General features: G+C 59.9%; 18 protein-coding genes. 8 read left to right on the forward strand and 10 right to left on the reverse strand.

Features of this window, described 5'->3' with window-relative positions; all coding sequences use genetic code 11:
• Positions 1–26 precede the first annotated feature (26 nt).
• From ACIQV9_RS03570 to sohB, 3 genes are all read right to left on the reverse strand, one after another.
• Positions 27–3,836: a dermonecrotic toxin domain-containing protein gene (locus tag ACIQV9_RS03570; protein WP_403098190.1), complete on the reverse strand. Its 3,810-nt coding sequence runs from the start codon at positions 3,834–3,836 to the stop codon at positions 27–29.
• Complete coding sequence (locus ACIQV9_RS03575; protein ID WP_403098192.1) at positions 3,833–8,695, reverse strand: NEL-type E3 ubiquitin ligase domain-containing protein; 4,863 nt, start codon at positions 8,693–8,695, stop codon at positions 3,833–3,835. Before ACIQV9_RS03575 ends, ACIQV9_RS03570 begins: the two co-directional genes overlap by 4 nt.
• Before the next feature lie 132 nt (positions 8,696–8,827).
• Positions 8,828–9,850 carry a protease SohB gene (sohB, locus tag ACIQV9_RS03580; protein ID WP_219097233.1) on the reverse strand — a complete coding sequence of 341 codons (1,023 nt, stop codon included), beginning with the start codon at positions 9,848–9,850 and terminating at the stop codon, positions 8,828–8,830.
• A 204-nt stretch (positions 9,851–10,054) separates the two neighbouring features.
• Between sohB and ACIQV9_RS03585 the strand changes: the two genes are divergently transcribed.
• The 6 genes from ACIQV9_RS03585 to ACIQV9_RS03610 all read left to right on the forward strand — a co-directional run bounded on the left by ACIQV9_RS03585 (position 10,055) and on the right by ACIQV9_RS03610 (position 16,643).
• Entirely contained in the window at positions 10,055–10,765 is a 711-nt protein-coding gene (locus ACIQV9_RS03585; protein ID WP_403098195.1) for a histidine phosphatase family protein, read from the forward strand.
• A gap of 64 nt (positions 10,766–10,829) precedes the next feature.
• Complete coding sequence (locus ACIQV9_RS03590) at positions 10,830–11,144, forward strand: SCP2 sterol-binding domain-containing protein (RefSeq protein WP_403098197.1); 315 nt, start codon at positions 10,830–10,832, stop codon at positions 11,142–11,144.
• Between the two features lie 295 nt (positions 11,145–11,439).
• Complete coding sequence (locus ACIQV9_RS03595) at positions 11,440–13,287, forward strand: amidohydrolase (protein ID WP_403098595.1); 1,848 nt, start codon at positions 11,440–11,442, stop codon at positions 13,285–13,287.
• A gap of 158 nt (positions 13,288–13,445) precedes the next feature.
• Complete coding sequence (locus ACIQV9_RS03600) at positions 13,446–14,309, forward strand: LysR family transcriptional regulator (RefSeq protein ID WP_403098199.1); 864 nt, start codon at positions 13,446–13,448, stop codon at positions 14,307–14,309.
• A gap of 100 nt (positions 14,310–14,409) precedes the next feature.
• Positions 14,410–15,555, forward strand: a complete 1,146-nt coding sequence (locus ACIQV9_RS03605; RefSeq protein ID WP_403098201.1) for an SRPBCC family protein — start codon at positions 14,410–14,412, stop codon at positions 15,553–15,555.
• On the forward strand, positions 15,552–16,643 hold the full coding sequence (locus ACIQV9_RS03610) for an SMP-30/gluconolactonase/LRE family protein (protein WP_403098203.1): 1,092 nt from the start codon (positions 15,552–15,554) through the stop codon (positions 16,641–16,643). Before ACIQV9_RS03605 ends, ACIQV9_RS03610 begins: the two co-directional genes overlap by 4 nt.
• Positions 16,644–16,761: 118 nt before the next feature.
• On the opposite strand, the gene ACIQV9_RS03615 is transcribed toward ACIQV9_RS03610, so the two are convergent.
• On the reverse strand, positions 16,762–17,004 hold the full coding sequence (locus ACIQV9_RS03615) for a hypothetical protein (RefSeq protein ID WP_403098205.1): 243 nt from the start codon (positions 17,002–17,004) through the stop codon (positions 16,762–16,764).
• A 110-nt stretch (positions 17,005–17,114) separates the two neighbouring features.
• Positions 17,115–17,357: a hypothetical protein gene (locus tag ACIQV9_RS03620; RefSeq protein WP_403098207.1), complete on the reverse strand. Its 243-nt coding sequence runs from the start codon at positions 17,355–17,357 to the stop codon at positions 17,115–17,117.
• 220 nt (positions 17,358–17,577) lie between these two features.
• Here ACIQV9_RS03620 and ACIQV9_RS03625 point away from each other — a divergent pair, with 220 nt between their 5' ends.
• Entirely contained in the window at positions 17,578–18,099 is a 522-nt protein-coding gene (locus ACIQV9_RS03625; protein ID WP_403098209.1) for a DUF4142 domain-containing protein, read from the forward strand.
• A 55-nt stretch (positions 18,100–18,154) separates the two neighbouring features.
• On the opposite strand, the gene ACIQV9_RS03630 is transcribed toward ACIQV9_RS03625, so the two are convergent.
• Positions 18,155–18,427, reverse strand: coding sequence for a hypothetical protein (locus ACIQV9_RS03630; RefSeq protein WP_403098211.1), 273 nt, complete (start codon positions 18,425–18,427; stop codon positions 18,155–18,157).
• 158 nt (positions 18,428–18,585) lie between these two features.
• On the opposite strand from ACIQV9_RS03630, the gene ACIQV9_RS03635 reads away from it, so the two are divergent.
• The gene (locus tag ACIQV9_RS03635) at positions 18,586–18,729 is read left to right on the forward strand and encodes a hypothetical protein (RefSeq protein WP_403098627.1); all 144 of its coding nucleotides are present in this window, start codon (positions 18,586–18,588) and stop codon (positions 18,727–18,729) included.
• Between the two features lie 189 nt (positions 18,730–18,918).
• On the opposite strand, the gene uvrA is transcribed toward ACIQV9_RS03635, so the two are convergent.
• The 4 genes from uvrA to ACIQV9_RS03655 all read right to left on the reverse strand — a co-directional run bounded on the left by uvrA (position 18,919) and on the right by ACIQV9_RS03655 (position 25,144).
• A complete protein-coding gene (gene uvrA / locus ACIQV9_RS03640) occupies positions 18,919–21,546 on the reverse strand; it encodes an excinuclease ABC subunit UvrA (RefSeq protein ID WP_403098213.1) in 2,628 nt (875 codons plus the stop codon).
• A 200-nt stretch (positions 21,547–21,746) separates the two neighbouring features.
• A complete protein-coding gene (locus ACIQV9_RS03645; protein ID WP_403098215.1) occupies positions 21,747–23,858 on the reverse strand; it encodes an ATP-binding protein in 2,112 nt (703 codons plus the stop codon).
• A 288-nt stretch (positions 23,859–24,146) separates the two neighbouring features.
• Positions 24,147–24,806: a DUF799 domain-containing protein gene (locus ACIQV9_RS03650; protein WP_403098218.1), complete on the reverse strand. Its 660-nt coding sequence runs from the start codon at positions 24,804–24,806 to the stop codon at positions 24,147–24,149.
• Complete coding sequence (locus ACIQV9_RS03655; protein ID WP_403098598.1) at positions 24,803–25,144, reverse strand: DUF4810 domain-containing protein; 342 nt, start codon at positions 25,142–25,144, stop codon at positions 24,803–24,805. Before ACIQV9_RS03655 ends, ACIQV9_RS03650 begins: the two co-directional genes overlap by 4 nt.
• Between the last annotated feature and the right edge of the window lie 47 nt (positions 25,145–25,191).

Raw genomic sequence — 25,191 nt, forward strand, 5'->3', positions numbered from 1 at the left:
CCGGGGTTCAAGGCTCCCTCCTTCGCTTAGAAACCAGCACGCTCCTCCAGCGCCCCGAACGCCGCCATTGGGTGATCAAACCGCCCGCTGCCACGACTCAGTCGCCCCCACATTTCGTCCGTAGCATCGGCCTCTTGCAACAATCGCCACACCCGCGCCTGAAGCGACAGGTAACTGACCCGAAAGTCGGGCGTCAGGCTCAACCGGTCTATGACGGCTAAAAACCGCGTGCCGGAGGGTTTGCCTGCCAGGCGCTGCCAAATGGCTTGCCGGGACAGTTGCAACGCTTCGTCGCAGTCTCGCAACCACACCGTTGGCGCACCATAATCTGCGCTCGGTGCGCTCAGCCACAGATTGACGCCCGTCTGCTCACGATGACTGATCAACCGGCGCAAGGTGTCCTCGTCCGTCAACGGATTCCCCCATAGCAGCACGCGGTCGTCCGCCACAGCCTGATTCATTATCGCGGGCGGAACCCGCGCAATACGGTTATCGCGCAAATCCAGCAATGTCAGGTAAGACTCATCCTTGATCCCGACCGGACAGCGACTGATCCCGGTATTCCTCAGGTTGAGCTGGCGCAAGTTGTTCATGCCCAGCACCACCGGTGGCACGCCCAACGGGTTGTCGCTCAGGTCAAGCGTTTGCAGGTGGGTCAGTTCACTCAGTTGCGAAGCGGCGGGCTCAGTGAATACCAGTTGCGTGGCTCGCAAGTTGAGTGAGACCAGTTGCGGCAACTGGACGATGACGGGCGGCAAGGCGCGCCCTGCGTCGCCCCCCACGAAGAAAGGACGCAAGTCGACACCTTCCAGATTCAACACTTCAAGGTTTGGAAAGCTCTCCAGGAACCCGTTCAAACTGTCGTGCTCGGTCAGGTGAAAACCGCGCATCGACAATTCGATGACATCGTTGAGCCTGGCATTCAGCGTGGGTAATCGGTGAAAGGCCTCGAAGGCCAGATCCAGCCTGACACCGCGCAGTTCCCCATCGACATAGATACGATCCTGCAGCGGCCCGCGTTTTTGCCAAATGGCGACAAGCTCCTCGGCGAGTTCTGTCCTGACCCCGCGCTCCTGTTGCAGGGCGGCGTGCAGGACGTGGGCATTGTGCACGGCGATTTGCGCAGGGTTCATCCCCTCGGCCTCCTCATCACCCATGGCCACGATGGGAATGTCCATGTCGGCAATGTCCTGCGCCGCTTGATCGACCCAGTCGGTCAAGTCGACATTGAGCTGTTGCAGCTGCAGATTCAGCAGGTCGATATACGCCTGCACCCTGCCCTCCGCGAGCAGCAACACCTGATCAATGCCCGCGTCGTTGATATCCGGATAAATGTCCTTGATCTGCAACTTGATCGCTTGCAACTTCATGGCTTCACCCTGAGGGGTTGTCGGGTAACCGCCGCCGCGCAACCCCTGCCGCTCAAAGGTCAAGCCCGTGTCCAGCCGTTGCAGGCCGAGCAGGGTGTCGGCCCGGGACAATGCCCGATCGCTGAGATTGAGCCGCAACGCGCTGGCCGGATCGGCTGACGAGAGATGCAACGCCGAGCGTTCCTCGTCCGTCAGCACACCAAGGACCGCGTCGTAGAAATCGGTTTGCCGGCCCTGTCGCAGGTAACGGTTTCCCACCTTGATGACGTTTCGGCATTGAGGGGTATCCAGGGAGCCGCAACGGTCAAGAAACCGGCCAGTGGACGAACCGTCGAGGACCTCGATTCGCAAGTCTTTTGGCCAGCCGGGCAGATTTTTCAGGGAGTGCAATGCCAGGGTGTCCGTCTCGGCGTTGGCGACCGACCGCAGATAAAAGCCTTCATAGGCTCGGTCGAGCCGTACATGCTGTTGGTATTGCCGTGCCTTGCCGTCAAGACGGGCGAATACCTGCCTGGCCTCGATCGAATCAGGCAATGACTTTATGTCGATGCCATAGCGGTCCAGCATCTGCTCGATGGCGATTGTCGGCAGGTCCGGGTATTGCTGCTGAAACAGCCGGACCCATTCATGCTCCGACCGTTGAAGTACTGCGTAACGCTGGCTGAATTGCGCAGCATCCCCGGCAGGACCGAGATCCTGATCGATCTTGAAGCGGCTGATCGTGTCCGCCAGCAAAGGGCTCGGAGGGCGGCCCATCTGCATCAACCGCAACATGTCGTCGTCGACCGCGCTGACCTTCGCGATCTGCGCCAGGACCTCATCGCTGAAGGAGGCTACCGAGGAGCCGATTCCACGGATCAGATCGATGCGATTGCTCAAGGGCGTCGGCGCCACGGCTTGTTCCGACGCAGGCCGGGCTCCCGGCTCTCCCGGATCAGCATCGGGCTCGCGGACGTGCTCCGCCATGCTATCGGCCTCGGCAGCGCCCCCCTTCAGCGCCGACTCGGCACCCAGCATCGGCAACGCGTTAAGCAAGCCAAACACCGTGCGCGTCCGGCCCTGCGAGCGTTGGCTCGACGTTCTGCCGTTGACCGCCTGATGCAGGCCATAACCGGCGTCGATGAGCCCGGCCAATGCCAGCAACCCTTCGCCTGCGGGGACAAACAAGGCGAGCGGACCGAACCGGTTGACCCATTGCACAACGGGTTCGACGACAGCACTCAACTGATCCCGGTTGACCTGCGCATCGTCACGGATGGCCTGGATCTCTGCCCGTGCGGCTTGCTTCATCGTCAGCACCAAGCGGGCAAAAGGATCGGTCGCGACGTTTGGATCGTCGTAGCCGATGTATTCGTTCGGGTCCCAGTAGCCGTCGTTGTTAAAGAAGCCGGCGTTGTTGCCCAGCCAGTGTTTTGCCGGATAAAGCGCCATGCCATCCAGCGCTGTCAGAACACCGGCGTGAAACGTTCCATCCTCGCGATCGTCTTCGGCAAAATGACAGGCCAAGGCCTGTCTGGTCTCGTCGAGTTTGCCCTGCGCGACAATCCATTGGTGCAGTTGCGCGGCATCAGCGAATTCGTGCAGCGGGGAAGAATTGCCAGGGATGTACACCAGCACGCGGGCACTGGCGGTGTCACGGAAGGCCCAGATATCGGTCGCGGTGTAGCGGTAAAGTTTCAGAAGGCCAAACTTCACGGTTGAAGGCACGCGAGCCGGTGCTTGCAGTTGCTCAAGGGTCAGCGTTTCCCACGGCTGATCGGCCGGCAAACCTGCCGCCCGCATCGCCAGCGCCAGACCTTTTTGCGTCAGGCGTTGTTCATGAAGCTGCAACCAGGCCGCCATGACGAACGCCGCTTTGACCGACGTTCTCAAGGCGTAAGGCCTGGCCGCCACCAGCACAGCGTCGGTCGGCCACGCCTGATCGAGGTACGCTCGGTAGACGTCCTTCAATTCCAGTTCCCAGACCCACTTCTTGAAATCGGCGGGCCTGAGATTGATCTGTGTCAGCGGCCCATACACTTGCGGCGTGGTTTGACGATAGATGCCTTCATACGTCTGGTGATTGCCGCTGCCGTGATCGGCGAATTCATCGACACGCTCGACTATCCGAACTGTCGGCCCGACGTCCGGTGGCGTGTACAGACCGAACGCCGTCTCGGCAAAGCGCCCGTCACCCACGGTCTGGTAGTTGGACATCAGCGTTTGCAACAGCGACCGGGAACTCGCCACCCGCCCCTGCTCGATACCGTTTTCGGCAGGATGGCCCTTGTAGTGGTAATCGAGCGTGACCAGCAGGGCCGTCTGTGGGTCGATGCCCTCGCCCCACTTTTCCTTGATCAAACGCTCGCCAAACTGGCCAGGGGATTGTGGCAAGGCGAGATCGACAGCGGCTTTCAATTCGGTGCGCCATTTCGGCATTGCCGATGGCGTCGGGTCGTCAGCGGGATCGTGAGCGAGATCGTTCATCGGGCCGCCCCCGAAATGCTGCTGGGCCCCGGGGCTGGCGGTGCAGGATGGCGCATCAGTGCCGCGCCAGTGAGCTGCCTGATCAATGCCCGACGTTCATTTTTGAAGTTGTCGGAAATGGCATTCAGGCGTTCGGTGGCCACCGCGCGGGATAGCTCAGTCTGCCCCTCCACCTGCGCAAACTCCCGCGCCGACCGGTCGACGATGGTCAGGAAACGGTCTGGATGTGAAGCCTCCAGATATTCCACCCAAAACTGTTGAGTGATGATCCATTCCAGTAACGCGCTGGTGCGTTCGGTGGTCAGGACTTTCTGGTAAGCCCGCTCCAGTGCCGCCGGAACCACCTCGACATTCAACGCCGATACCAGCGTTCTTGGCTGAGCCGGCAAGCCCAGGCGTTCGGCCAGCCCCACGCGATACGCAAGGCTGATCTCCAAGGCGTGCTCGTAGCTTGGGGACTGTGAACCGGTCCGAGCATTGATATCCGCTAACGCGAATCCCTCGACCTCACGTAACCTGAACAACCCCCTGAGCAGGGTGATCAGTTGCTGCTCCACCGAAGCAGGCCCGGTGAGGGCTGCGGCCATGGCCCGATAAAACAACACCTGGACTTCCATCTCACTGAAGAGCGCGGAGTAGCCATCCGCACTGAACCTTCCGACCTGAGCCAGACGAAACAGGCTGCGACGCAAGCGATCATCTTCAGTCGCGGCCTCCAGAACGTTCCACACCCGCTGGCTGAAGTGATTTAAAAGTCGTTTGTAATCGGCGGTCTCGGACAGCCGCGCAAGCACGTTGAAAAAGCCCCTGGATTCTGGACAGGCTCGCAATGAATCCCATAACTCGCGCTTGCGCTGGGTTTCAGTCGAGCCAAGCCCTGCAAGCCATTCGGAACTTTGCGCCTCGGTCGGCGAGAAGGCGCCTGGCCGACGATACTCCGAGGCAATGATCCCCAGGCTCACGCCGGTTTTCTGCTGATGCACAACGACCTTTTTCAACGTGTCGGCCGACAACGGGTTGCCATGAAGGTTGGTGCCCTTGTTCGGGACCGTATGCCCCTTGAAGACATCCTCCGGAAGGGTTTCTATCTGATTGTCACGTAAATCGAGCTCACGCAACCTGGGCAAACCGGAGGCGCCCGAAGGCCAGGTTTTTATGCCGGTTCCTTGCAGGTTCAGGTGTTCCAGGTGTTGCAACTTGCTGACATCGGGAGCTCTCGTAAGGTTTGGATTAAACGCCAGGTTCACCGATTGCAAGCTGGTCATGCCCGCCAATTGAGTCACCGACTCGGCGGTCAGTTCAATCAGGTTATCGCTCAGATCCAGATGGACCAGCCTGGACATCGAGCTCAACGCCAGCGGCACCCTCGTCAAGTGATTGCCTCTCAATGACAGACTTCGAAGATTGCTGAAGTTTTGCAGAAAAGCGTTCAGTCCGGCGCTGGCTCCCACTCCATCCAGCACCAGCCTTTCTACATGGTCGAAGTCCCCGACGATGACTGGCAATTCCCCCATGGGCTGGGCGTCAAACCCTAGCGTGGTGAGAAGCTTATCGCCAGATTCAGTCACCTCGGGCTCGTTGCGCCAGCAGCGAATGATCGCCTGCGCGGTGCGATATTTGCTGAGCCGACTGACCTCCAGCCTTGTGCCATCGGGCTGTAGATGCCAGGTTTGCCGACTGACCCAGTGACTCAATACCTGCCTGATGCTCTGAAATTGCAGCCTCAGCGCTTCCAGCTTCTTCAGGACTTCGGTCAAGTTCCCCCCCTGCGCATTCACCAAGGCGTGAATTTTTGCAGGAGAATGCATCGGATAAAGTTCCAGCGCCCTGCGGATCAGGACGTCGTGGGTGCTTTTGATGACGGGACCCGGTAAACCGGGAGAAGGCGACGCGACGGGCCTGTCAGCCAGCCTCATGGGGGAGATGTAGCCCGATCGCGAGGGTTGTGCATTGATAAGTCGCGCAATGGCGGTTCGACGCGTCAGGGCGAGCAGCGTTATCTTTTGGCGCAACGCAGCCCCGCCGTCGTCCAGGCTCACGCCCAGGGCTGTTTTGCGCGGCGCCGAGAGTCCATGCCAGAGCGCCTTGAAATACTGTTCGCGCGTGTGCTTCGCGAATGGGGTCGCGGGGGTGATGTCGTCGACCGACACGCTATATCGATCGGAATGGATGTCGACCCGCACCTTCTCCGCGGCGTCCGCCAATCCAATACTGGTCGACTTGCTGTTGGCGCCTGACGAAGCCTGTATCTGAACCCAGGCATCGCCGGTCCATCCGGGAAGTTGCTCAAGGGTGTCGAGTACCAGCCGGTCCGTAGAGAGCCCACCCACAGCGTTAAGGTACAACCCTTCGTAAGCTCGACTGACCTGCACCTGCTGTAAGTAACGGCGGGCCTCCTCCGCCAGTCGCAACGGTACGTTGCCAGCCTCCAGACTGCTCCACTCCCCGGCTTCGGCATGCCGCACCAATTCTTCGGCAATCGCCGAGGGTAAACCGGCAATCTTGTTCATCAACACCGTCACCAGGGCGTCGCTCGGCACTTCGGTGCGTTTGTAAATCCGTTCGAATAGCGCGGGTTTGCTGGTTTCGGCTTGATCGGCAATGATCTTTGTCAGGGCCGTTGCCCGTGCGGTCGCGTCCTGGGTATTGGTGCCCAAAAGGCTTTGGCGTTGCGCGCTGTCCATGACTGTCAGCAGCGAGGTGTGTAATTGCCCTTTATGCAACGCGTCCTGATTGAGGTTGACGGTTTTCCCCGATACCGCCGTGGCCGCGCCATAGAACCCCACTTGCCGACCGGCCGCATTGACGACTTTGATGGCGGAGTTACCGGGCCACTGACTGGACGCCGTCAGCAGATGCAATTGCAGATCCGGGTCTGCCAGTGCCGCCGAGGACGGGGTTTTCAACTGTTCGATAAAGTCTGTGACCGCTGCATCTGCCCGAAACCGTTGCACCGTATCGACCAGCAATGCCGGGGGCCTGCTGCGGTCAACGTGTGCCTGGCGCAAGACCGTGTCATCGATCCCGCAGACGGCAAGGATTTGCGTGGCCGCGGTATCTGGCACCTTGTCGCTGGTGTAACCGAAACGGCGAAACAATTTAAGCCGATCCCATTCTTGCGGCAGCTCCGAGTCATGCCGCCACGCCCCGACATCGTTGGTTTCGAGCTCGGGTGAATAGGTGCTGTCGCTTCCGACCGGGGGGATTACCTCCCACAGCTCCGTCGCCGGTTTTGGACGTACCGCAAAAAGACTCGTATCGATGGGAAGGTACGCTTGAGCGCCCATCCAGTGCAGTCCCCTGGGATCAGGCGCGAGTGCGCGCGGTAACCGCAGGCTCTGTTGATAGACCGCCAGGTCGGGATTCCATAAACGGCCCCGGGCATCCACACCCGGGACCTTTCTCAGGCGCTCGATGAAGACGGAGGTCCTGATGGTTTTGTACGCTGTGCCGACGGCCACGGAACCTGCTGCAAAAGCGGCCATCAGGATCAGGTTTTCGACAGTATCGAACAGATAATCCGTGGCCTGCTCCTGCTCGCCTCGGGACCAACTGGCGACGCCTTCATAGACCTCCGACAGCAACTGTATGACCGTCACTGCCAACAGAACGTGGCCGACAAACGGTACAAATGATGCACCGAACAGCAGAACATTGAGGCCTATAGACTTGTAGGTCTCCAGCCTGTCCAGTCGGGATTTTTCGTCTTCATCGTCCGTGGGCACCACCAAAAGGCGGGTATCGGCCATGACCTGGTTCGCATACTGACGAAAGATCTCCTGAAACATATCGCCTTGTATGTCTACACCTGATAGCGACACGTAAACACTGGCCGCAGGAAGCGGAGAGGAAACAGGCGACGACAAACCTTTATCAAGAGCTTGCAGAAACGCCGACTGTTCACCCAATTTGATGTAGCGCATGAAGAATTTGCGGAATGCGGTGGTTCTCAAGCGCCCACTCAATTCCGCCTCGAAATCCTTGAACGACGCATATTCCTTCAACGGATGAAGCGGGTCATCCGGCAGATAGACCACGCAGCGGTAATCGTCATCATCATGTTCCTCAACCGGTCCGATAAACATCGCCCCGTTGATCGCTACATCAAACATTTCCAACGCCTGGTAACCCAATGTGTTGTTGCCAAGTTTGACAGGCTGCTGTTCCTTGACCGCCTTCAACGCCTGATGCATTTGCGCACTGATCGTCTTTTTCATCAGCGCTATATGCCGCTGCACTTCAAAGCTGTTCTTTGCGTGTGCAACATGCTTGTTGCGCAACTCGTTAATTCCGCTGGCCGGTTGAAACAATGACTGAACATGCGCTTGGTATTGTTTTCCAAGATCAAGTTTTCGGCACAACTCAGCGAATTCATGCGGCTCTATCGATAAGATTTTATTGACCGTACCGGTGATGGTTTCGGGGATGTAAATTAACGATGTATCGCTATAGTTTCCGGCCAGTGTCTCGCTGAGTTCAAAATTTTCACAGGCCGCCGAGAGTAAATCCCGGTCAATCGGCAGGACCAGTTTCTTACGCAGCCCCAGCAGGCTGGAAGTTGACCGCACGTGCTGGAAGACTACGCCAACGGTATCAAGCAGTGTGCCCAGCTTGTCCGACATGGCTTGGGCCAGCAACGGCGTGCAGAAGCTTTCGGGCGATTTCAAGCCCTTCAGGATAGTGGCGAGTTCACTTCTTGAACGATGGCTGGTGATCAGACTTTCGTAGAGGTCACTTCGCAATTGACTTGATGCGGTCAACAACCAGGCTGGAGCATTACTTTTAATCAGATCAAAAAAAGCACCCTGTTGATCTGGCGTCAACACAGGCGTGTTTGAGTTTGTGGGGGGAGAAGACATTGTGTTCACTCGAAACTGACTAGGAACGCTAGCCTATCGAGCCAATTTTTTAAAAAGTGCTACATAAATACCGCCACAAAAAAACGGCCCCTTTCACTGCAACGCAATGGAAGGGACCGTTGCTTTAAAGTGTTACCAGAAGCGTTGCTGAGTCAACCGGCTCCACCAGCTCAGCAATACACGATCGACCGACCCACTGGCCGCCATGCCGATGCGCTCTTGCAGGCTTTTGCGTTCGGCGTAATGCAAGTGGTACAGCTCGGACTTCTTCGCCCGCTCAGCGAGGTATTCGTCGCTGGTCTTGAGTTCGTCCACCAGTTGCTTGTCCAGCGCGGCGATGCCGAGCCAGATTTCACCGGTCGCGACCTCGTCGATGGCCAGTTGCGGGCGATAACGCGAGACGAAATTCTTGAACAGCTGATGCGTGATGTCCAGGTCTTCCTGAAACTTCTCGCGGCCTTTCTCGGTGTTTTCGCCAAACACGGTCAAGGTGCGCTTGTATTCGCCGGCGGTCAGGACTTCGAAGTCGATGTCGTGTTTTTTCAGCAAGCGATTGACGTTAGGCAACTGTGCCACGACGCCGATCGAGCCGAGAATCGCGAACGGGGCGCTGATGATTTTCTCGCCGATGCACGCCATCATGTAGCCGCCGCTGGCTGCGACCTTGTCGATGCAGATGGTCAACGGTACGCCGGCATCGCGGATGCGTGCCAGTTGCGAGGACGCCAGGCCATAGCTGTGAACCATGCCGCCGCCGCTTTCCAGTCGCAGGACCACTTCGTCTTTTGGCGTCGCCAACGTCAACAGCGCCGTGATCTCGTGGCGCAGGCTTTCAGTGGCCGACGCCTTGATATCGCCGTCGAAATCCAGCACGAACACCCGCGGCTTGGCCTCGGGTTTCTTCTTTTGCTTTTTATCGGTTTTAGCCTGGGACTTGCGCAAGGCCTTGAGCTGGTCCTTGTCGAGCAAGGTTTGCTCCAGGCGTTCGCGCAACCCTTTGTAGAAATCATTCAGCTTGCTGACCTGCAACTGGCCGGCCGATTTGCGCCGACCTTTGCTGCGCAGCGCCGCGAAACTGGCCAGGACCACCAGAATGGCGATCACCAGTGTCACGGTCTTGGCCAGAAAACTGGCGTACTCGGACAAAAACTCCACAGTGACTCCTTCAAAACGATGCGCGGCTTAAAACACGCGCGGGACAACGCCAGCATACCCATGCTCCGCCTCGGCGGCCAGCCGTGAAACCTCTGGCAACAGGCCTGTAACGGGCATTTCAAACAAGCGTATGTTTTTTCATTGACAGCTCACTGTCATCCTCATAACCTCGCCAAACCTTCAACGTACCGGGATGACGCGGACGTGGGCAGCATCTATTTGATTCGACATGGCCAGGCCTCCTTTGGTGCAGACGACTATGACGTCCTGTCGCCGACCGGTGTTCGCCAGGCAGAAATCCTCGGCCAGCACCTCGCCGAGCTGGGTGTCAGCTTCGACCGCTGCCTCTCGGGCGACTTGCGCCGCCAACAGCATACGGCCACCAGCGCACTGGAACAGTTCGCTGCCGTGGGCCTGCCGGTGCCGACCCTGGAAACCGATTGCGCCTTCAACGAATTCGACGCCGACGCGGTGATCCGCGCGCTGCTGCCGGCCATGCTGGAGGATGAACCCGAAGCCCTGGACATCCTGCGTAATGCTGCACAAAACCGTGCCGAATTCCAGCGTATCTTCGCCCTGATCATCGAGCGCTGGCTCGCCGGCACCTATGACACGCCGGGGCTTGAAAGCTGGCTGGGTTTTGTCGAACGCGTGCAGGCCGGTCTTCACCGCATCCTCGAAAGCGCCGACAACACCCAGAAAATTGCCGTGTTCACCTCCGGCGGCACCATCACTGCCCTGCTCCACCTCATTACTCAGATGCCGGCACGGCAGGCATTTGAACTGAACTGGCAAATCGTCAACACCTCACTCAACCTGCTGAAGTTTCGCGGTCGTGAGGTGGCACTGTCTTCTTTCAACGGTCATGCGCACTTGCAACTGTTGAAGGCACCGGAACTCATCACGTTTCGCTGAGTCCGGACTATTGTGACCCTGGCTGTAATCACCCAGCTCTAATTACCCAAGAAAGGATCGAACCATGACCTCCGTAGCTGATGCCGTACAAGCAATGAAAGCCAAGTTCAACCCAGCCGCCGCTGCCGGTCTGGACCTGGTATTCGGTTTCCGCATCGACGAAGAAAAGAACTTTTCGCTGATCGTTAAAGACGGCACTTGCGACCTGCAAGAAGGCGTGAATCCAGACGCGCAAGTGACCTTGGTCATGGACGCCGAAACCCTGGAAGGCATCGTCGACGGTTCGACCGACGGCATGCAAGCGTTCATGGGCGGCAAACTGCGCGCTGAAGGCGACATGATGCTGGCCATGAAACTGTCCGAGCTGTTCCCGAGCTAAGACAGCGGCTCCCGGTCTTCGGGAGCACGTCTGGCTATAAACGAATCCCGCCCCTCGAGGCGGGATTCGTCGTTTTCCGCCCCCGGAAATCGGCTATCTGTGGATTTGCGGTCTATATTCCTTCTGGCCGCATGCGTCAGACATCGGCTGTTCGCCTCCCAGACAAATTGCGCGGAGCACTGCCATGAGCCCACCTGACGAGCACGAAGGTTTCAACCGCCGACGTGTACTGCAAGGCCTTTCGGCAGGCGCCGTCGGTGCCTGGATCAGCCCTCTCATCGCAGGGAGTAAAACCATGCCCGACGCCCCCGCCGACCTCATTCTGTACAACGGACGCCTGCACACCGTCGATCGCAAGAAACCCCAGGCCAGCGCCGTCGCGATCAAGGACGGACGCTTCGTCGTGGTCGGCAGCGATGCCCAGGCCATGGCTCTGCAGGGCCCCGGCACGAAAATCGTCGACTTGCACGGGCGCACCGTGATTCCCGGCCTCAACGACTCGCACCTGCACCTGATCCGCGGCGGCTTGAACTACAACCTCGAACTGCGCTGGGAAGGCGTGCCGTCGCTGGTCGATGCCCTGCGCATGCTCAAGGACCAGGCCGACCGCACGCCCACGCCACAATGGGTGCGGGTGGTCGGAGGCTGGAACGAATTCCAGTTTGCCGAGAAACGCCTGCCGACGATTGATGAGCTGAACAAGGCCGCGCCGGATACCCCGGTGTTCGTGCTGCACCTCTACGACCGCGCTTTGCTCAACCGCGCTGCGCTGAAAGTGGTCGGATATACCCGGGACACGCCGAACCCGCCGGGCGGAGAAATTCAGCGGGACGCCAACGGCGATCCCACCGGCATGCTGATCGCCCGCCCGAACGCGATGATTCTCTACTCGACCCTGGCCAAGGGACCGAAGTTGCCGCTGGAATATCAGGTCAACTCGACGCGTCAGTTCATGCGCGAACTCAATCGCCTCGGCGTGACCAGTGCCATCGATGCCGGCGGCGGTTATCAGAATTACCCGGACGACTATCAGGTCATTCAGCAATTGGCCAAAGACCAGCAACTCACCGTGCGCATCGCCTACAACCTGTTCACGCAGAAACCCAAGGAAGAGCTGAGCGACTTCAAGAACTGGACCAACACCTCCCACTACGGTCAGGGCGATGATTTTCTACGGCATAACGGTGCCGGGGAAATGCTGGTGTTTTCGGCGGCCGACTTCGAAGATTTTCTCGAACCACGCCCGGACTTGCCGCAAACCATGGAACAAGAGTTGGAACCGGTGGTGCGCCATTTGGTGGAACAACGTTGGCCATTCCGCCTGCATGCCACTTACAACGAATCCATCAGCCGCATGCTCGACGTGTTCGAGAAGGTCAATCGCGACATTCCGTTCGACGGTTTGCCGTGGTTTTTCGATCATGCGGAAACCATCACCCCGCAGAACATCGAGCGGGTGAAAGCTTTGGGCGGCGGCATCGCCATTCAGGATCGCATGGCCTTCCAGGGCGAATACTTCGTCGACCGCTATGGCGCCAAAGCCGCCGAACACACGCCGCCGATCGCACGCATGCTCGCCGAAGGCATTCCTGTCGGTGCCGGCACCGACGCAACGCGGGTGTCCAGCTACAACCCCTGGACGTCCATGTATTGGCTGGTCAGCGGCCGCACTGTTGGCGGGTTGGAGCTGTACCCGCAAGGCTTGAGCCGCGATACGGCACTGGAACTCTTCACCCACGGCAGCGCCTGGTTTTCTTCAGAGCAAGGCAAGAAAGGCCAGATCAAGGTCGGGCAACTGGCGGATCTGATTGCGCTGTCTGCGGACTACTTCCACATCGACGATGAAGCGATCAAATGGATCGAGTCGGTGCTGACCATTGTCGACGGCAAGATCGTCTACGGCAGTGTCGAGTTCGAAAAACTCGGGCCGCCGCCGATTCCTGTGGTGCCCGAGTGGTCGCCCGTCGCCAAAGTGCCGGGCCACTGGAAGCCCGTGGCGCCACTGACGGCGCAAGTGCATCAATGCGTCGGCGCCTGTGCGGTGCATGCGCACAGCCATGAACGGGCGCGGTTATCCTCAGCGCCGGTCAGTGATTTTCAGGGGTTTTGGGGCGCGTTTGGCTGTTCCTGCTTCGCGTTTTGAACAAGGATCTAACGAACACCTGCAACCCCCTGTAGGAGCGAGCCTGCTCGCGAAGGCGTCTTGTCTGCCGACATCAATGCTGAATGACAGGACGCCATCGCGAGCAGGCTCCGGCAGGATCCGTTTACAATGCCGGCACCTTCCGCACCGGCCGCCCCATGGACATCGAACTCGCTCGCACTTTTCTGGAAATTGTCCGCCACGGCAGTCTTGCCGCCGCCGCTGAAAAACTCCACGTCACCCAGACTGCAATCACGGCGCGCGTGCAAAAACTCGAGAGCCAGCTGGGCAGCACGTTGTTCGTGCGCAACCGCGCCGGTGCGCGGCTGACGCCCAATGGCGAGGCCTTTGTGGTGTACGCCAATCAACTGGTCGAGACCTGGGAAGCAGCGCGTCGGGACTTGCCGTTGCCCGACGGTTACCGCGATGTGCTGCATATTGGCGGCGAGGTCAGTCTGTGCAACCCGCTGATGCTCAGTTGGGCCGGTGAGCTGCGAGAGAAGATTCCCAGCCACGCCCTGCGCATGGAAATCCGCGACGGCGAGAACCTGTTGCGTCAACTAGAACTGGGGGTGCTGGACGCGGCGCTGGTCTATCAGCCCGAATACTGGCCGCGCCTGCAAGTCGAGCAGATCCTCGAAGAAAAACTCATCCTGGTACGCCTCGCGGGGCGGCCCGATCCTTATGTGTACATCGACTGGGGTTCGGACTTCCGCCGCCAGCACGATGCCGCCCTGCCGGAAAAAGCCAAGGCCGCCCTGAGCTTCAACCTCGGCCCCCTGGCCCTGCAATACATCCTGGAAAACGGCGGTAGCGGCTACTTCCGTACTCGCGTGGTTCAGAGTTACCTCGAAAGCGGCGTGCTGGAGCCCGTGCCCAAAGCCCCGGAATTCAGTTACCCGACCTACCTGGTCTACTCGCGCGATCGCGACTCGGCGACCCTGCAACGGGCCTTCGATTTATTGCGTGAAGTCATCAAGACCGACGACGACTGGTCACAGCGCTGGAACCCGCTGACCTGAATACACCGGATCATGTCGCTTGTGTCATCCAGGTTTGCTCAAGCTTGCGCGGGCAGATCAGCTAATCTGCTGGTTATAACAATAACCAGAGGTGAACGCAGTGAGGCAGACCACCCAGGCATTTCGCGAGCGCTATCGCGCTGACATTCATCCGCGCTACAACCCCTGGCTGCACGGGGCCTTTGTGCTGCTGTTCGGCGTGCTGGCCATCGGTGGATTCTGGAGCACCGTGCATCAGGTCCGGCCGCTGGAATGGCTGACGGTGCCGTTGACGCTGTTGTTCTTCAACTTCGGCGTGTACTTGGTGCATCGGCATCTGGGGCATCACAAAAAGAACTTCGCGCGGATGTTCTACGCCCGCCATGCCGGCGACCATCACAGCTTTTTCGCCCCCGGCCACATGACCTACGACAGCGCTCGGGACTGGCGGGTGATTCTGTTTCCGGCCTGGCTGATCGTGGTGCACACCGTCGTTTTCACCTTGCCTGTCTGGTGGCTGCTCAAGCAGGTCGATGCCAACGTCGCCGGATTGTTTGGCGGCTGTCTGGTCCTCGGGTACCTGATGTACGAGGTGTTTCATGCCTGCGAGCACTTGCCCCCGGACAACCCGGTCACGCGTCTGCCGTGGATCCGCCAGATGCGCCGCCTGCATGAACTGCATCACCGCCGCGAGCTGATGCAGGAACGCAATTTCAATATCGTATTTCCGCTGATGGACTACCTGTTCGGCACTCTGTACTGGGAGCCCGAGCCTGCCCCCCTGCCCCTGACGAGAATGACCATGACCCGCATGCAGCACCAGATCTCTATCGCTGGAAGTCCGATTGACGTGCTCGCCTATGCCAGCACCGTCACCCGGTGGCCGGAGTGGCATCCGTCGTCCCTGAAGGTCGAGGGACAAGGTGGGGCGCTGCATGCCGGCCTGCGGTTCGAGGAGGATATCCTTGCCGGTGGCCGCACCGGGCACTTGAGCTGGGAAGTCAACGAATACCTGCCAGGACGTCGCTGGAGTGCCTGGGCGCGCGGCGATCATGGGTTGTCGCTGGTCGTGACCTATGAATGCGAGGCGCAGGGTGAAGGCACACGTTTTGTGCGGACCCTGGAGTATCAGTTCACGGGCCTGGCGATGCGCATCACCAATCGATTGCTGCTCAAGCGGCGCATCGAGCGCGAATCCGCAGCGTCAATGCAGGCGCTGCGCGAAATGGTGCAGAAAACCCTGAACCCCGTAGGAGTCAGCGCGTGAGAAGCGCCTTCAGGTTTCGCAATCTGCTGTGGTTGCTGATCATTGTCCTGGGGGCTTTTCTGTTGTTGTTCCCGACCAAGGTTCGGCCGGTGGCCTGGACACCGCCGCCGGCGCCTTCCCTGACCAGCGGGGTGTATGCCGACAATCAGCGTCTCAAAGAGGTGGAACGTGTCGGCCCGGGAGACATCGAAGGGCCCGAGGCGCTGTTGCTGGAAGACAACGCGCTCATCACCGGACTGCACGATGGCCGGCTGATCCGCACCAGCCTCGACGGCAAGGACACCAAAGTGCTGGCCGATACCGGCGGCCGGCCTCTGGGCCTGGCGAGGCACCCGAACGGACTGCTGGTGATCGCTGACGGCGTCAAAGGGTTGCTTTCCCTGGATGCCCAGGGCCGGTTGATCGCACTGTCCACCGAGGCGGGCGGCGTGCCCTTCGGGTTTACCGATGATGTGACCATCGACAAATCGGGGCACTACGCCTATTTCAGCGACGCTTCCAGCCGCTGGGGCTACGGCAGGGATGGCGAGGCGATCATCGAGCACGGTGGTGACGGTCGCTTGTTGCGCTATGACTTCCAGACGGGCAAAACCTTGGTGTTGCTGGACAAGCTCGAGTTTGCCAATGGCGTGACGCTGGGGCCGGACGACAGCTTTGTGCTGGTCAACGAGACCGGCGCTTACCGCATCACCCGCTTTTGGTTGAGCGGGCCGAAAGCCGGAACCCACGACGTGTTTATCGACAATCTGCCAGGCCTGCCGGACAACCTCGCGTTCAATGGCCGCGACCGTTTCTGGGTAGCGCTCTACGCACCGCGCAATGCGCTGCTCGACGCCACGGCGCCGCACCCGTTCGTGCGCAAGATGATCGTTCGGGCATTGACGGTACTGCCCAAACCCATGGAAAAGCGCGCCTTTGCACTGGGTCTGGACCTTGATGGCAAGGTGATTGCCAACCTGCAGGATGCGAGCACGGGTAATTACTCGCCGATCACGACGGTGCGCGAGTATGGGGACTGGTTGTACCTGGGGTCGCTGAAGGCCATGAACATGGCGCGCCTACCGCTGACCACCGCCCTCCAGAACTAACGTAAATCCCTGTGGGAGCGGGCTTGCCCGCGATGACTGCGGCACTGTCAACATTGATGTGTCAGGTAATCCGCCATCGCGGGCAAGCCCGCTCCCACAGGGGACGTGTGGGGTTGGATTAGCGGGGGTCAATCTCGTTATCGCGCACGGCATTGTCCGTTTCTTCCCGCACCCGTTCCGGGTCCATCGCGGTGGAATCATCCTCATCCAGCGGGCGCACACCTTCATTGTTCGGCAATTCGTCGATGCCCGGCTCATCTTCGGGATTGACCGTCGTGCGGCCGGGGCTTAGCGGTTCAGGATGGGTCGGGATGGGGTCGAACCCGCCCTGCTCTTCACTAGGGAATCTGGGGTCGGTCATAAGGCACCTCGCAAGGAGTCGAAAAGGTCGGACTCTGATCTTTCGAGGTGCCGGTATTGATCACCGTTCCAATTTTTCAGTCACCGGTTGTCGGTGGGTGGCAAGGCGCATCAGGATGGCGTCTGGAGCCGGTCAACGATCTGATTCTTGACCTGTACGCGCTTCTCCTTGAGCTTCTTCAGTGCGTCATCACTGGGCGCATCCGATTGTGCGGTTTCAGCCTTTACCACCTCGGCGTCCGCTTGCGAATACTGGTTAAGTAATGAGTCCAGTCGAGAATCCTTGGAGCGTTTTTGCTGGATATCTTCCTTTGAAAGTTTCAGGTCCTGATAAAGGTCGTGTGGCACCGGCATGGAACACCTCCGTTTGTTGATCGGCAGCAAACGCGATCGATTGCGTTCGCCAACTGTCAGAATGACCTCCGTTGGCCGGTTCTGTCGACCGCCTATCAGACCAGCGGTGTCCGTTCGTCGTCCTGGTGCAAACCCGATAAAACCTTTGCTCGAGCGCCTGCCTCCATTGAATAACGATCACCTCGATCGCCTACCCCAAACCCTGTGTGGAGAATGACCAATGGACGGATTCAACTTGCGCCACCTCGTCCTGGCTGTAGCGTTGAGCACCAGCATGGGCACAGCTTTTGCCGCCACTTCCAATGACTTTGTCGACAACGCCGCCGCAGGTGGCATTGCGGAAATCGAGACCAGCCGTCTGGCGCTGGAAAAAAGCTCAGCGGCCGACATCAAGGCATTCGCCAACATGATGATCACCGATCATTCCAAGGCCAACGATGAACTGGCGGCCCTGGCGAAAAAGAATGACATCGAGGTGCCGGACGAGACGACGCTGGTCAAACAAGCCAAGGAAAAAATCCTCGACATGCGCGATGAGTCCTTCGACGCGGCCTATGCCAATAATCAGGTGAAGGCCCACGAAGACACCATCAAGCTGTTCGAAAAACAAGCCAATACGGTGACAGACGACAAGGTCAAAGGCGCCACCGAGCTGAAAGGCTTCGCGCAAAAAATGTTGCCGGCGCTGGAAAAACACCTGGAGATGGCGAAAAAACTCCAAGCCGCCCACCCAAGCAAATAAGCACACAAAAAGAAGGCCGCATCGATTGATGCGGCCTTTTTGCATGCTGGCTGAACTAGCCGCCATCGGTATCGATGTCGGCATCCGTGTCATCGCCGGGTTTGGGCCGGTCTGGATTCGGTTTGAAACCTGGGCTGAACTCATTGTCATTGTCGGTGTGGCGGTTCTTCTGATCCACCGCCGCATCGGCGCTTGGCGAGTCGGTGGATTGGCTCTGACGCTGCTCCGCTGGCGCGCCCTCACCCGGCGTCTGCGGGTCGATCGCCGGGTCGTTGCGGTCGACCGGCGCCCCCGATTGATTCTGCTGTTGTGTCGATTGGTCTTTCATACGCACCTCGCTCATGACGGCCAGCCCGCGATTCAAACAGCCGGGGCCTTGAAGGTTCGAAGCCATCCCGGGACAGGGGTTCAATCCAATGGACAGGCACCGGCAGGCTCAAGGTCAAAAAATCGCCGTCGACGGCAGTGCCGGGCTGGCGTGAAGGTTTGCCGATCCTGTTCATGACCGGCTATGCGGAAAATGCGATCAACCGTCAGGTGTTCCTCGGTGATGGCATGGAGATGCTGATCAAGCCATTTCAGATCAATGAGCTGTTGGACAAGGTCCGACGCACATTAGATTGTGCCTGACACCGATCCTGGAGCGAGGCTTGCCCGCGAAGAACGATAACCGGGTTTGTCTGATTGACCGCGGCGTTTTGATCGTTTTTGATCGTTCCCACGCTCCGCGTGGGAATGCCTCACCGGACGCTCTGCGTCCGCTTTTGATTGGGACGCGGAGCGTCGCGGGCTGCATTCCCACGCGGAGCGTGGGAACGATCATAGGGTCCGGGCCAGGAAAGGGGCCGTGCGGCTCTTCTTGTTCCTGGCCACTTTCTGCGGCGTGCCGGCCACGACAATTTTCCCGCCCTGATCCCCCGCCCCCGGCCCGATATCGATCACCCAATCACTCTGCGCAACTACGCGCATTTCATGCTCCACCACAATCACCGTGTGCCCCGCCACCACCAGCGTATTCAACTGTTCGAGCAATCGGTCAACGTCCCGGGGATGCAAACCAGTGGTGGGTTCGTCGAGCACATACAACGTCGCCCCACGCTGGTTACGTTGCAGTTCGGTCGCCAGTTTGATGCGCTGGGCTTCACCACCCGAGAGTTCCGTGGCGGGCTGACCGAGGCGCAGATAGCCCAGGCCGATATCGCGCAGCACTTCCAGCGAACGGCGAATGCCCGGTTGCTCGGCGAACACCTCGACCGCTTCGTCCACCGTCAACTGCAACACCTGGGCAATGTTCAAACCTTGCCAGATGATCGCCAGCGTCTCGGGGTTGTAGCGAGCGCCGTGGCAGGTCGGGCACGGCGCATAGACGCTGGGCATGAACAGCAACTCAACGCTGACAAAGCCTTCTCCTTCGCAGGTCGGGCAACGGCCCTTGGCGACGTTGAAGGAGAACTGCCCGGCGTCGTAGCCCTCGGCCTGCGCCTGGGGGGTGGCGGCGTACAGTTTGCGCACGTTGTCGAACAGCCCCGTGTAAGTCGCAAGGTTCGAGCGCGGTGTACGGCCGATGGGTTTCTGATCGACCTGCACCAGGCGCTTGATCGATTCCAGCCCCGCCGTGACCTGACCGCCGCTGACCTGCGGCGCATCGTCTTCAAGGCTCAGTTCCTCAGGCTCGCTACCGCTGGCAGCACGCCCCAGATGCGCGCCCACCAATTCCAGCAAGGCCTGACTGACCAGGCTTGATTTGCCGGAACCGGAGACGCCGGTCACCGAGGTAAAACAGCCCAAGGGAAACTCGACGCTGAGGTCGTTCAGGTTATTGCGCGTGATGCCTTCCAGACGCAGCCAATCGGTCGGCTTGCGGCTGGCTCTGGCTTCGGTGACCTGCTCGGCGAAGAGGTAGGCACGGGTCTGGGAATCCTTGACCTCGGCCAGTCCTTGGGGTGGTCCGCTGTAGAGAATCCGACCGCCATGCTCACCCGCCGCCGGGCCGACATCGATCAGCCAGTCGGCACGACGCATGGTTTCCAGGTCGTGTTCAACCACAAACAACGTATTGCCAGCCACCTTCAAGCGTTGCAGCGCTTCGAACAGCGCTTCACCATCCGCTGGGTGCAGCCCCGCCGACGGCTCGTCCAGCACGTAGATCACGCCGAACAATTGCGACCCCAATTGAGTGGCCAGGCGCAGCCGCTGCAATTCGCCGGACGACAGCGTCGGCGTGCTGCGCTCCAGGGCCAGATAACCGAGGCCCAGGTCGGTCAGGGTGCTGACCCGCTCCAGCAAATCCTGAGCGATCCGTTGCGCAGCCAGGCGTTTCTCCACCGACAGGTTAGGCGTATGCCGCACATCCGGCGCGTTGGCATGGCCGCTGGCGCCGTGGGCCACGCGCTGTTCACGGGCCTCGCGGGTCTGGCGGTGAGTCAACACCTCGCCCGCCTCATCGGCCTGTTCCAGGTAACTGTGCGCCGCCACCGGTTTCAGCACCTCGGCCACTTGCAGCAACGGCATCTGCGACAGCTCGCCGATGTCGTAACCGGCAAAGGTCACCGACAACGCCTCGCGCTTGAGCCGTTTGCCGTCGCACAACGGGCAGGGGCTGCCGAGCATGAATTGCGCGACGCGCTTCTTCATCAGCGCACTTTGCGAGTGGCTGAACGTATGCAGGATGTAGCGTCGGGCGCCGGTGAAGGTGCCCTGGTAGCTGGGCTCCATTTTGCGTTTGAGCGCCACTTTGGTTTCTTCCGGGGTGAGCCCGGCATACACCGGGACGGTCGGTGTTTCCTCGGTGAAGAGGATCCAGTCACGCTGCTTTTTCGGCAGTTCGCGCCAGGGTTTGTCGACGTCGTAGCCCATCGTCACCAGGATGTCGCGCAGGTTTTGTCCTTGCCACGCCGTGGGCCAGGAAGCCACCGCGCGTTGGCGGATGGTCAGGCTCGGGTCCGGGACCATCAGGGCTTCGGTGACTTCATACACCCGGCCCAGGCCATGGCATTCGGGGCAGGCACCCTGAGGCGTGTTGGGCGAGAAGTCCTCGGCGTACAGCATCGGCTGCCCCGGCGGATAGCTGCCGGCCCGGGAGTACAGCATGCGGATCAGGCTCGACAGCGTCGTCACGCTGCCCACCGAAGACCGCGTACTCGGCGTGCCGCGCTGCTGTTGCAGGGCCACGGCCGGTGGCAGGCCTTCGATGGAATCGACGTCCGGCACACCGACCTGATCAATCAGCCGCCGCGCATACGGCGCCACGGATTCGAAATAGCGGCGCTGCGCTTCGGCATACAGCGTGGAAAACGCCAGCGACGACTTGCCCGAACCCGAGACGCCAGTGAACACCACCAGGGCATCCCGTGGAATGTCAACGTCAATGTTCTTGAGATTGTGTTCCCGGGCACCGCGTACCCTGACCATGTCGGAAGGAGGATTGGAGGTACGCGTTGAAGTCATCGGGAGCCCTTATTAGATGGCAGAAAAAAACACAAAACCCTGTGGGAGCGAGCTTGCTCCCACCTGATCATTCCCACGCTCCGCGTGGGAATGCAGCCCGGGACGCTCCGCATCCCATAAGCGTGACGCAGAGCGTCACATGAGGCATTCCCACGCAGAGCGAGGGAACGATCATTCAACAACCCATAATGTGTGCGTGTTCAGGCACTGAGGACAGTGCGGATCATGTGTGTCAGTGCTTCAGGCCCATACGGTTTGCTCAGCAGATGGGTATCCGGGCTGAGTTGGTGATTGCGCGAGATGATGTCCCGGGTGTGGCCGGAGGTAAACAGCACCGCCACCGGAGGATTTTGCACCTTGGCCCAGGCCGCCAGGTCCGAGCTTTTGATCAGGCCGGGCATGACCACGTCGGTGAAAATCAGGTTCACCCCCACGCCCTCCAGCAACATCTGCATTGCCTGATCGCCGTTGGCCGCGGTCAAGACCTGATAGCCCTCTTCGCTCAGCAACTCCACCGCCGAGCTGCGCACCGCTTCGTTGTCCTCGACCACCAGAATGGTTTCGTGCCCGCCGCGTTGGGGCGAATCCCGCAGCGTTGTTTCACTGGGCAACGCACGCAAGCTGCGCGGAAAGTAAAGCTGCACCCGGGTGCCCTGCCCGACGACGCTGGAGATTTCGATGTGCCCGCCACTCTGTTTGACGAAGCCGAACACCATGCTCAGTCCCAGCCCGGTGCCTTGACCGTCACCCTTGGTGGTGAAGAACGGCTCGAATGCCTGCCCGAGCACTTCGGGTGACATGCCAACGCCGGTATCGGCCACCGCGACACGCACATAGTCGCCCGCCACGATGCCCTTGCCGGCACAGAATTGACGGTCGAGCGCCACATTCTCGGCGCTCAGTTCGATGGTCCCTTCGCCCTGCATGGCGTCACGGGCATTGATGGCCAGGTTGAGAATCGCGTTTTCCAGTTGGTTGCGATCGACATTGATGTACCAGGCGTCTTCCGGTAACCGCACATCAATCTGGATAGTTTCCCCCAGCGCCCGTTGCAACAGTTCTCCCAGCCCTTCGAAAATCTGTTGTGGATCGCACACCGCCGGCGACAACGGTTGGCGCCGGGCAAACGCGAGCAATTGCGAAGACAGTTTGGCGCCGCGCTCGACGGCCGCAATCGACGCGCTGACCCGGCGCTGCACGTTGGCGTTGTCCGGCTCATGCCGCGCCAGCAAGTGCAGGTTGCCGGCGATCACCTGCAGCAGGTTATTGAAGTCGTGGGCCACGCCGCCGGTGAGGCCGCCGATGGCTTCGAGCTTCTGCGATTGGCGCAGTTGTTCTTCAGCCGCCAGCCGCGCGTTGACCTCGTCGGCCACGCGTTGCTCTAGGTTGCGGGTGAATTTGAGCAAGGATTCTTCGGCCATCTTGCGTTCGTGAACATCGATCAACACGCCGGGGAAGCGGAAGGGCTCGCCCTGCTCGTTGAACTCACAGCAGCCACTGGCCTGCACCCACAGATAGCTGCCGTCGGGGCGCAAGACCCGGTACTCGGCATTAAAGGGATCGCCGGTCGCCACCGACTGATTGACCTGTTCCTGGACCCAACTGCGATCGTCGGGGTGAATCTGCGCTTCAGCGATGTCGGTGGGCAGGTCGGCCAGGTTCTGTTCGGAAGGGTAGGAAAAAGTCCGGGCAAAGCGCTCGTCGCCGGACAACACATTGCCTTTGATGTCCCAGACGAACGAGCCGAGCAACGCCCCGGCATTGAGCGCCAGACGTACCCGTTCATTGTCGGCGCGATAGGCGTCTTCAGCTTCCTGGCGCCGGCGTTCGGAAATCACATGTTCAGTGGTTTCAACGACCATCGCCATGACCCCGGCGGGTCGTCCTTCATCATCGGCGACAGGGCTGTAATAAAGGTCCAGCCAGACGTCTTCGGGGACCCCGTCGCGCAGCAATTCCAGCACTTTATTACGATAGGACAAGGTGCCGCCCGCCAGGCAGGTATCGACCACATGGCGATTGAACTCGGCCACTTCTGGCCAGCCCAGCTCGACCGGGGAGCCCAGCAGATACGGATGGCGGCCACCGGCAAATTTCGAGTAGGCATCGTTATAGATCATGTAACCCGCATGCCCCCAGAGCATCACCATTGGCAGTGGCGAGGCGAGCATCAGTTGCACCGTGCTGCACAGGCTGGCGGGCCAGGTGTCGATGTTTCCAAGCTCGGTCTGGCTCCAGTCGAACGCGCGGATGCGCCCGGCCATTTCACCGTTCCAGCCGGCACACCCGTGGCTTTCAGATAGAAACTGCATCGACTGGCTTTATGTCCCTGTGATTGGCTGATGTGCGGGATCGCTGTGCGAGGACGGCGCGGGCCCGTTTGTTTCGAGCATCGCCCACGCCAATGGTTTCATAGAGGTTAGTCGATTCTTGATCTGCGGATTTGTTGTGGAGTGGCCAGACAAAGAACCCGGCCGCTGAGAGCCTGCGGGGACTCTGTGGCGAGGGGGCTTGCCACCTCGCCACAAAAGCTCCTCGCCACAGGAAGGAGTTCACCATAGAGGCTCCTCAAGACGGGCGCCTCTCAAAGCAGACTGGGTTCAGTCAGTACCGTATTTCGGCGAACGCGGTCCGTACAGCAAGCCCGCCGGTTGCCCGGCCGACAGTAGGCGCGCACTGGCCACACCGGCAATCGGGTGACCGGCGTCGGTGGCGCTGTTGATCACTTGCTTGACCGCTGCCGTAATCAGCATGCCAACCAAACCACCGCCACCGTTGTTACCGCCCTCTTCGCTCGAAGCCCGGGCCGAGCCGGTCCACAGGGTGGTGCCGTTCTTGAGGTCTACCAGTTTCGCGGTGGCGGTCACCACGGTTTCGCTGCTGATGATCATGTAGCGCGTGCCGTAGTCCGTCACGGTGATGTACAGCGCCGCATCGGCACCGAAAATCTCCTGCAGCTTGTTGGCCGGTGCCTGGTGAATGTCCGCCGGTGTGGTCAGGCCATTCTGGCGGAATGTCTCATCGACCAGAGTGATCGGCAGCACGTAGTAACCGGCTTCCGCCAACGGGTACGTGACCTGCGACAGCATGCTGTAGGACGCCTTGACGTCCGGCGAATTGTTCAGCGGCGGCAGCACCAGAATGGTTTTCGGACGGGCTTGCTTGTACGCCGAGTAGTCGACGGTCTTGGGGCTGACGCAGCCACCGAGCACAGCCAGCGCCAGCAGCCCGGCCATCAGTTTCAATGAACGCGCGATCATTGGGTGTCTCCGGTCTTGGCATTTTTAAGCAGAAAATCCATGTACGGCGTCGACTCGGGAAACAGGGTTTTCTCGGTCCTGAACTGCTGCACCATCTGATCGTCCTTGCCCATGCTCAGGTACAACAGACCCAGGTGAGCGTGGTAGCCAGGCGGCGGCGTCTTGCCGGTGGACTTGATCTTCTGCAGGTCGCGCTCCAGCGCTTCGGCCTGAGCTTCCTTGGGTGATTCACCCTTGAAATACTCGTAGACTTCCGGCTGGTAGCTTTCCCACTGGTAAAGGGTTTTCGGGCCGGCGCAACCGGCCAACAGGCCGCTGACCAGCAATGTCGACGCCATCAGCGCCCACGACACATACGTCTTGAACATGCTTGTACCGCTCCTTG

It is taken from the genome of Pseudomonas sp. NPDC099000, assembly GCF_044759925.1.
In the GTDB taxonomy this organism is placed as follows: domain Bacteria; phylum Pseudomonadota; class Gammaproteobacteria; order Pseudomonadales; family Pseudomonadaceae; genus Aquipseudomonas.

Coding starts and splice junctions, on each gene's coding strand:
- ACIQV9_RS03570 (WP_403098190.1), bottom strand. CDS start 3,836: ATGAACGATCTCGCTCACGATCCCGCTGACGACCCGACGCCATCGGCA.
- ACIQV9_RS03575 (WP_403098192.1), bottom strand. CDS start 8,695: ATGTCTTCTCCCCCCACAAACTCAAACACGCCTGTGTTGACGCCAGAT.
- ACIQV9_RS03590 (WP_403098197.1), top strand. CDS start 10,830: ATGACCTCCGTAGCTGATGCCGTACAAGCAATGAAAGCCAAGTTCAAC.
- ACIQV9_RS03595 (WP_403098595.1), top strand. CDS start 11,440: ATGCCCGACGCCCCCGCCGACCTCATTCTGTACAACGGACGCCTGCAC.
- ACIQV9_RS03600 (WP_403098199.1), top strand. CDS start 13,446: ATGGACATCGAACTCGCTCGCACTTTTCTGGAAATTGTCCGCCACGGC.
- ACIQV9_RS03615 (WP_403098205.1), bottom strand. CDS start 17,004: ATGACCGACCCCAGATTCCCTAGTGAAGAGCAGGGCGGGTTCGACCCC.
- ACIQV9_RS03620 (WP_403098207.1), bottom strand. CDS start 17,357: ATGCCGGTGCCACACGACCTTTATCAGGACCTGAAACTTTCAAAGGAA.
- ACIQV9_RS03625 (WP_403098209.1), top strand. CDS start 17,578: ATGGACGGATTCAACTTGCGCCACCTCGTCCTGGCTGTAGCGTTGAGC.
- ACIQV9_RS03630 (WP_403098211.1), bottom strand. CDS start 18,427: ATGAAAGACCAATCGACACAACAGCAGAATCAATCGGGGGCGCCGGTC.
- uvrA (WP_403098213.1), bottom strand. CDS start 21,546: ATGACTTCAACGCGTACCTCCAATCCTCCTTCCGACATGGTCAGGGTA.
- ACIQV9_RS03645 (WP_403098215.1), bottom strand. CDS start 23,858: ATGCAGTTTCTATCTGAAAGCCACGGGTGTGCCGGCTGGAACGGTGAA.
- ACIQV9_RS03650 (WP_403098218.1), bottom strand. CDS start 24,806: ATGATCGCGCGTTCATTGAAACTGATGGCCGGGCTGCTGGCGCTGGCT.
- ACIQV9_RS03655 (WP_403098598.1), bottom strand. CDS start 25,144: ATGGCGTCGACATTGCTGGTCAGCGGCCTGTTGGCCGGTTGCGCCGGC.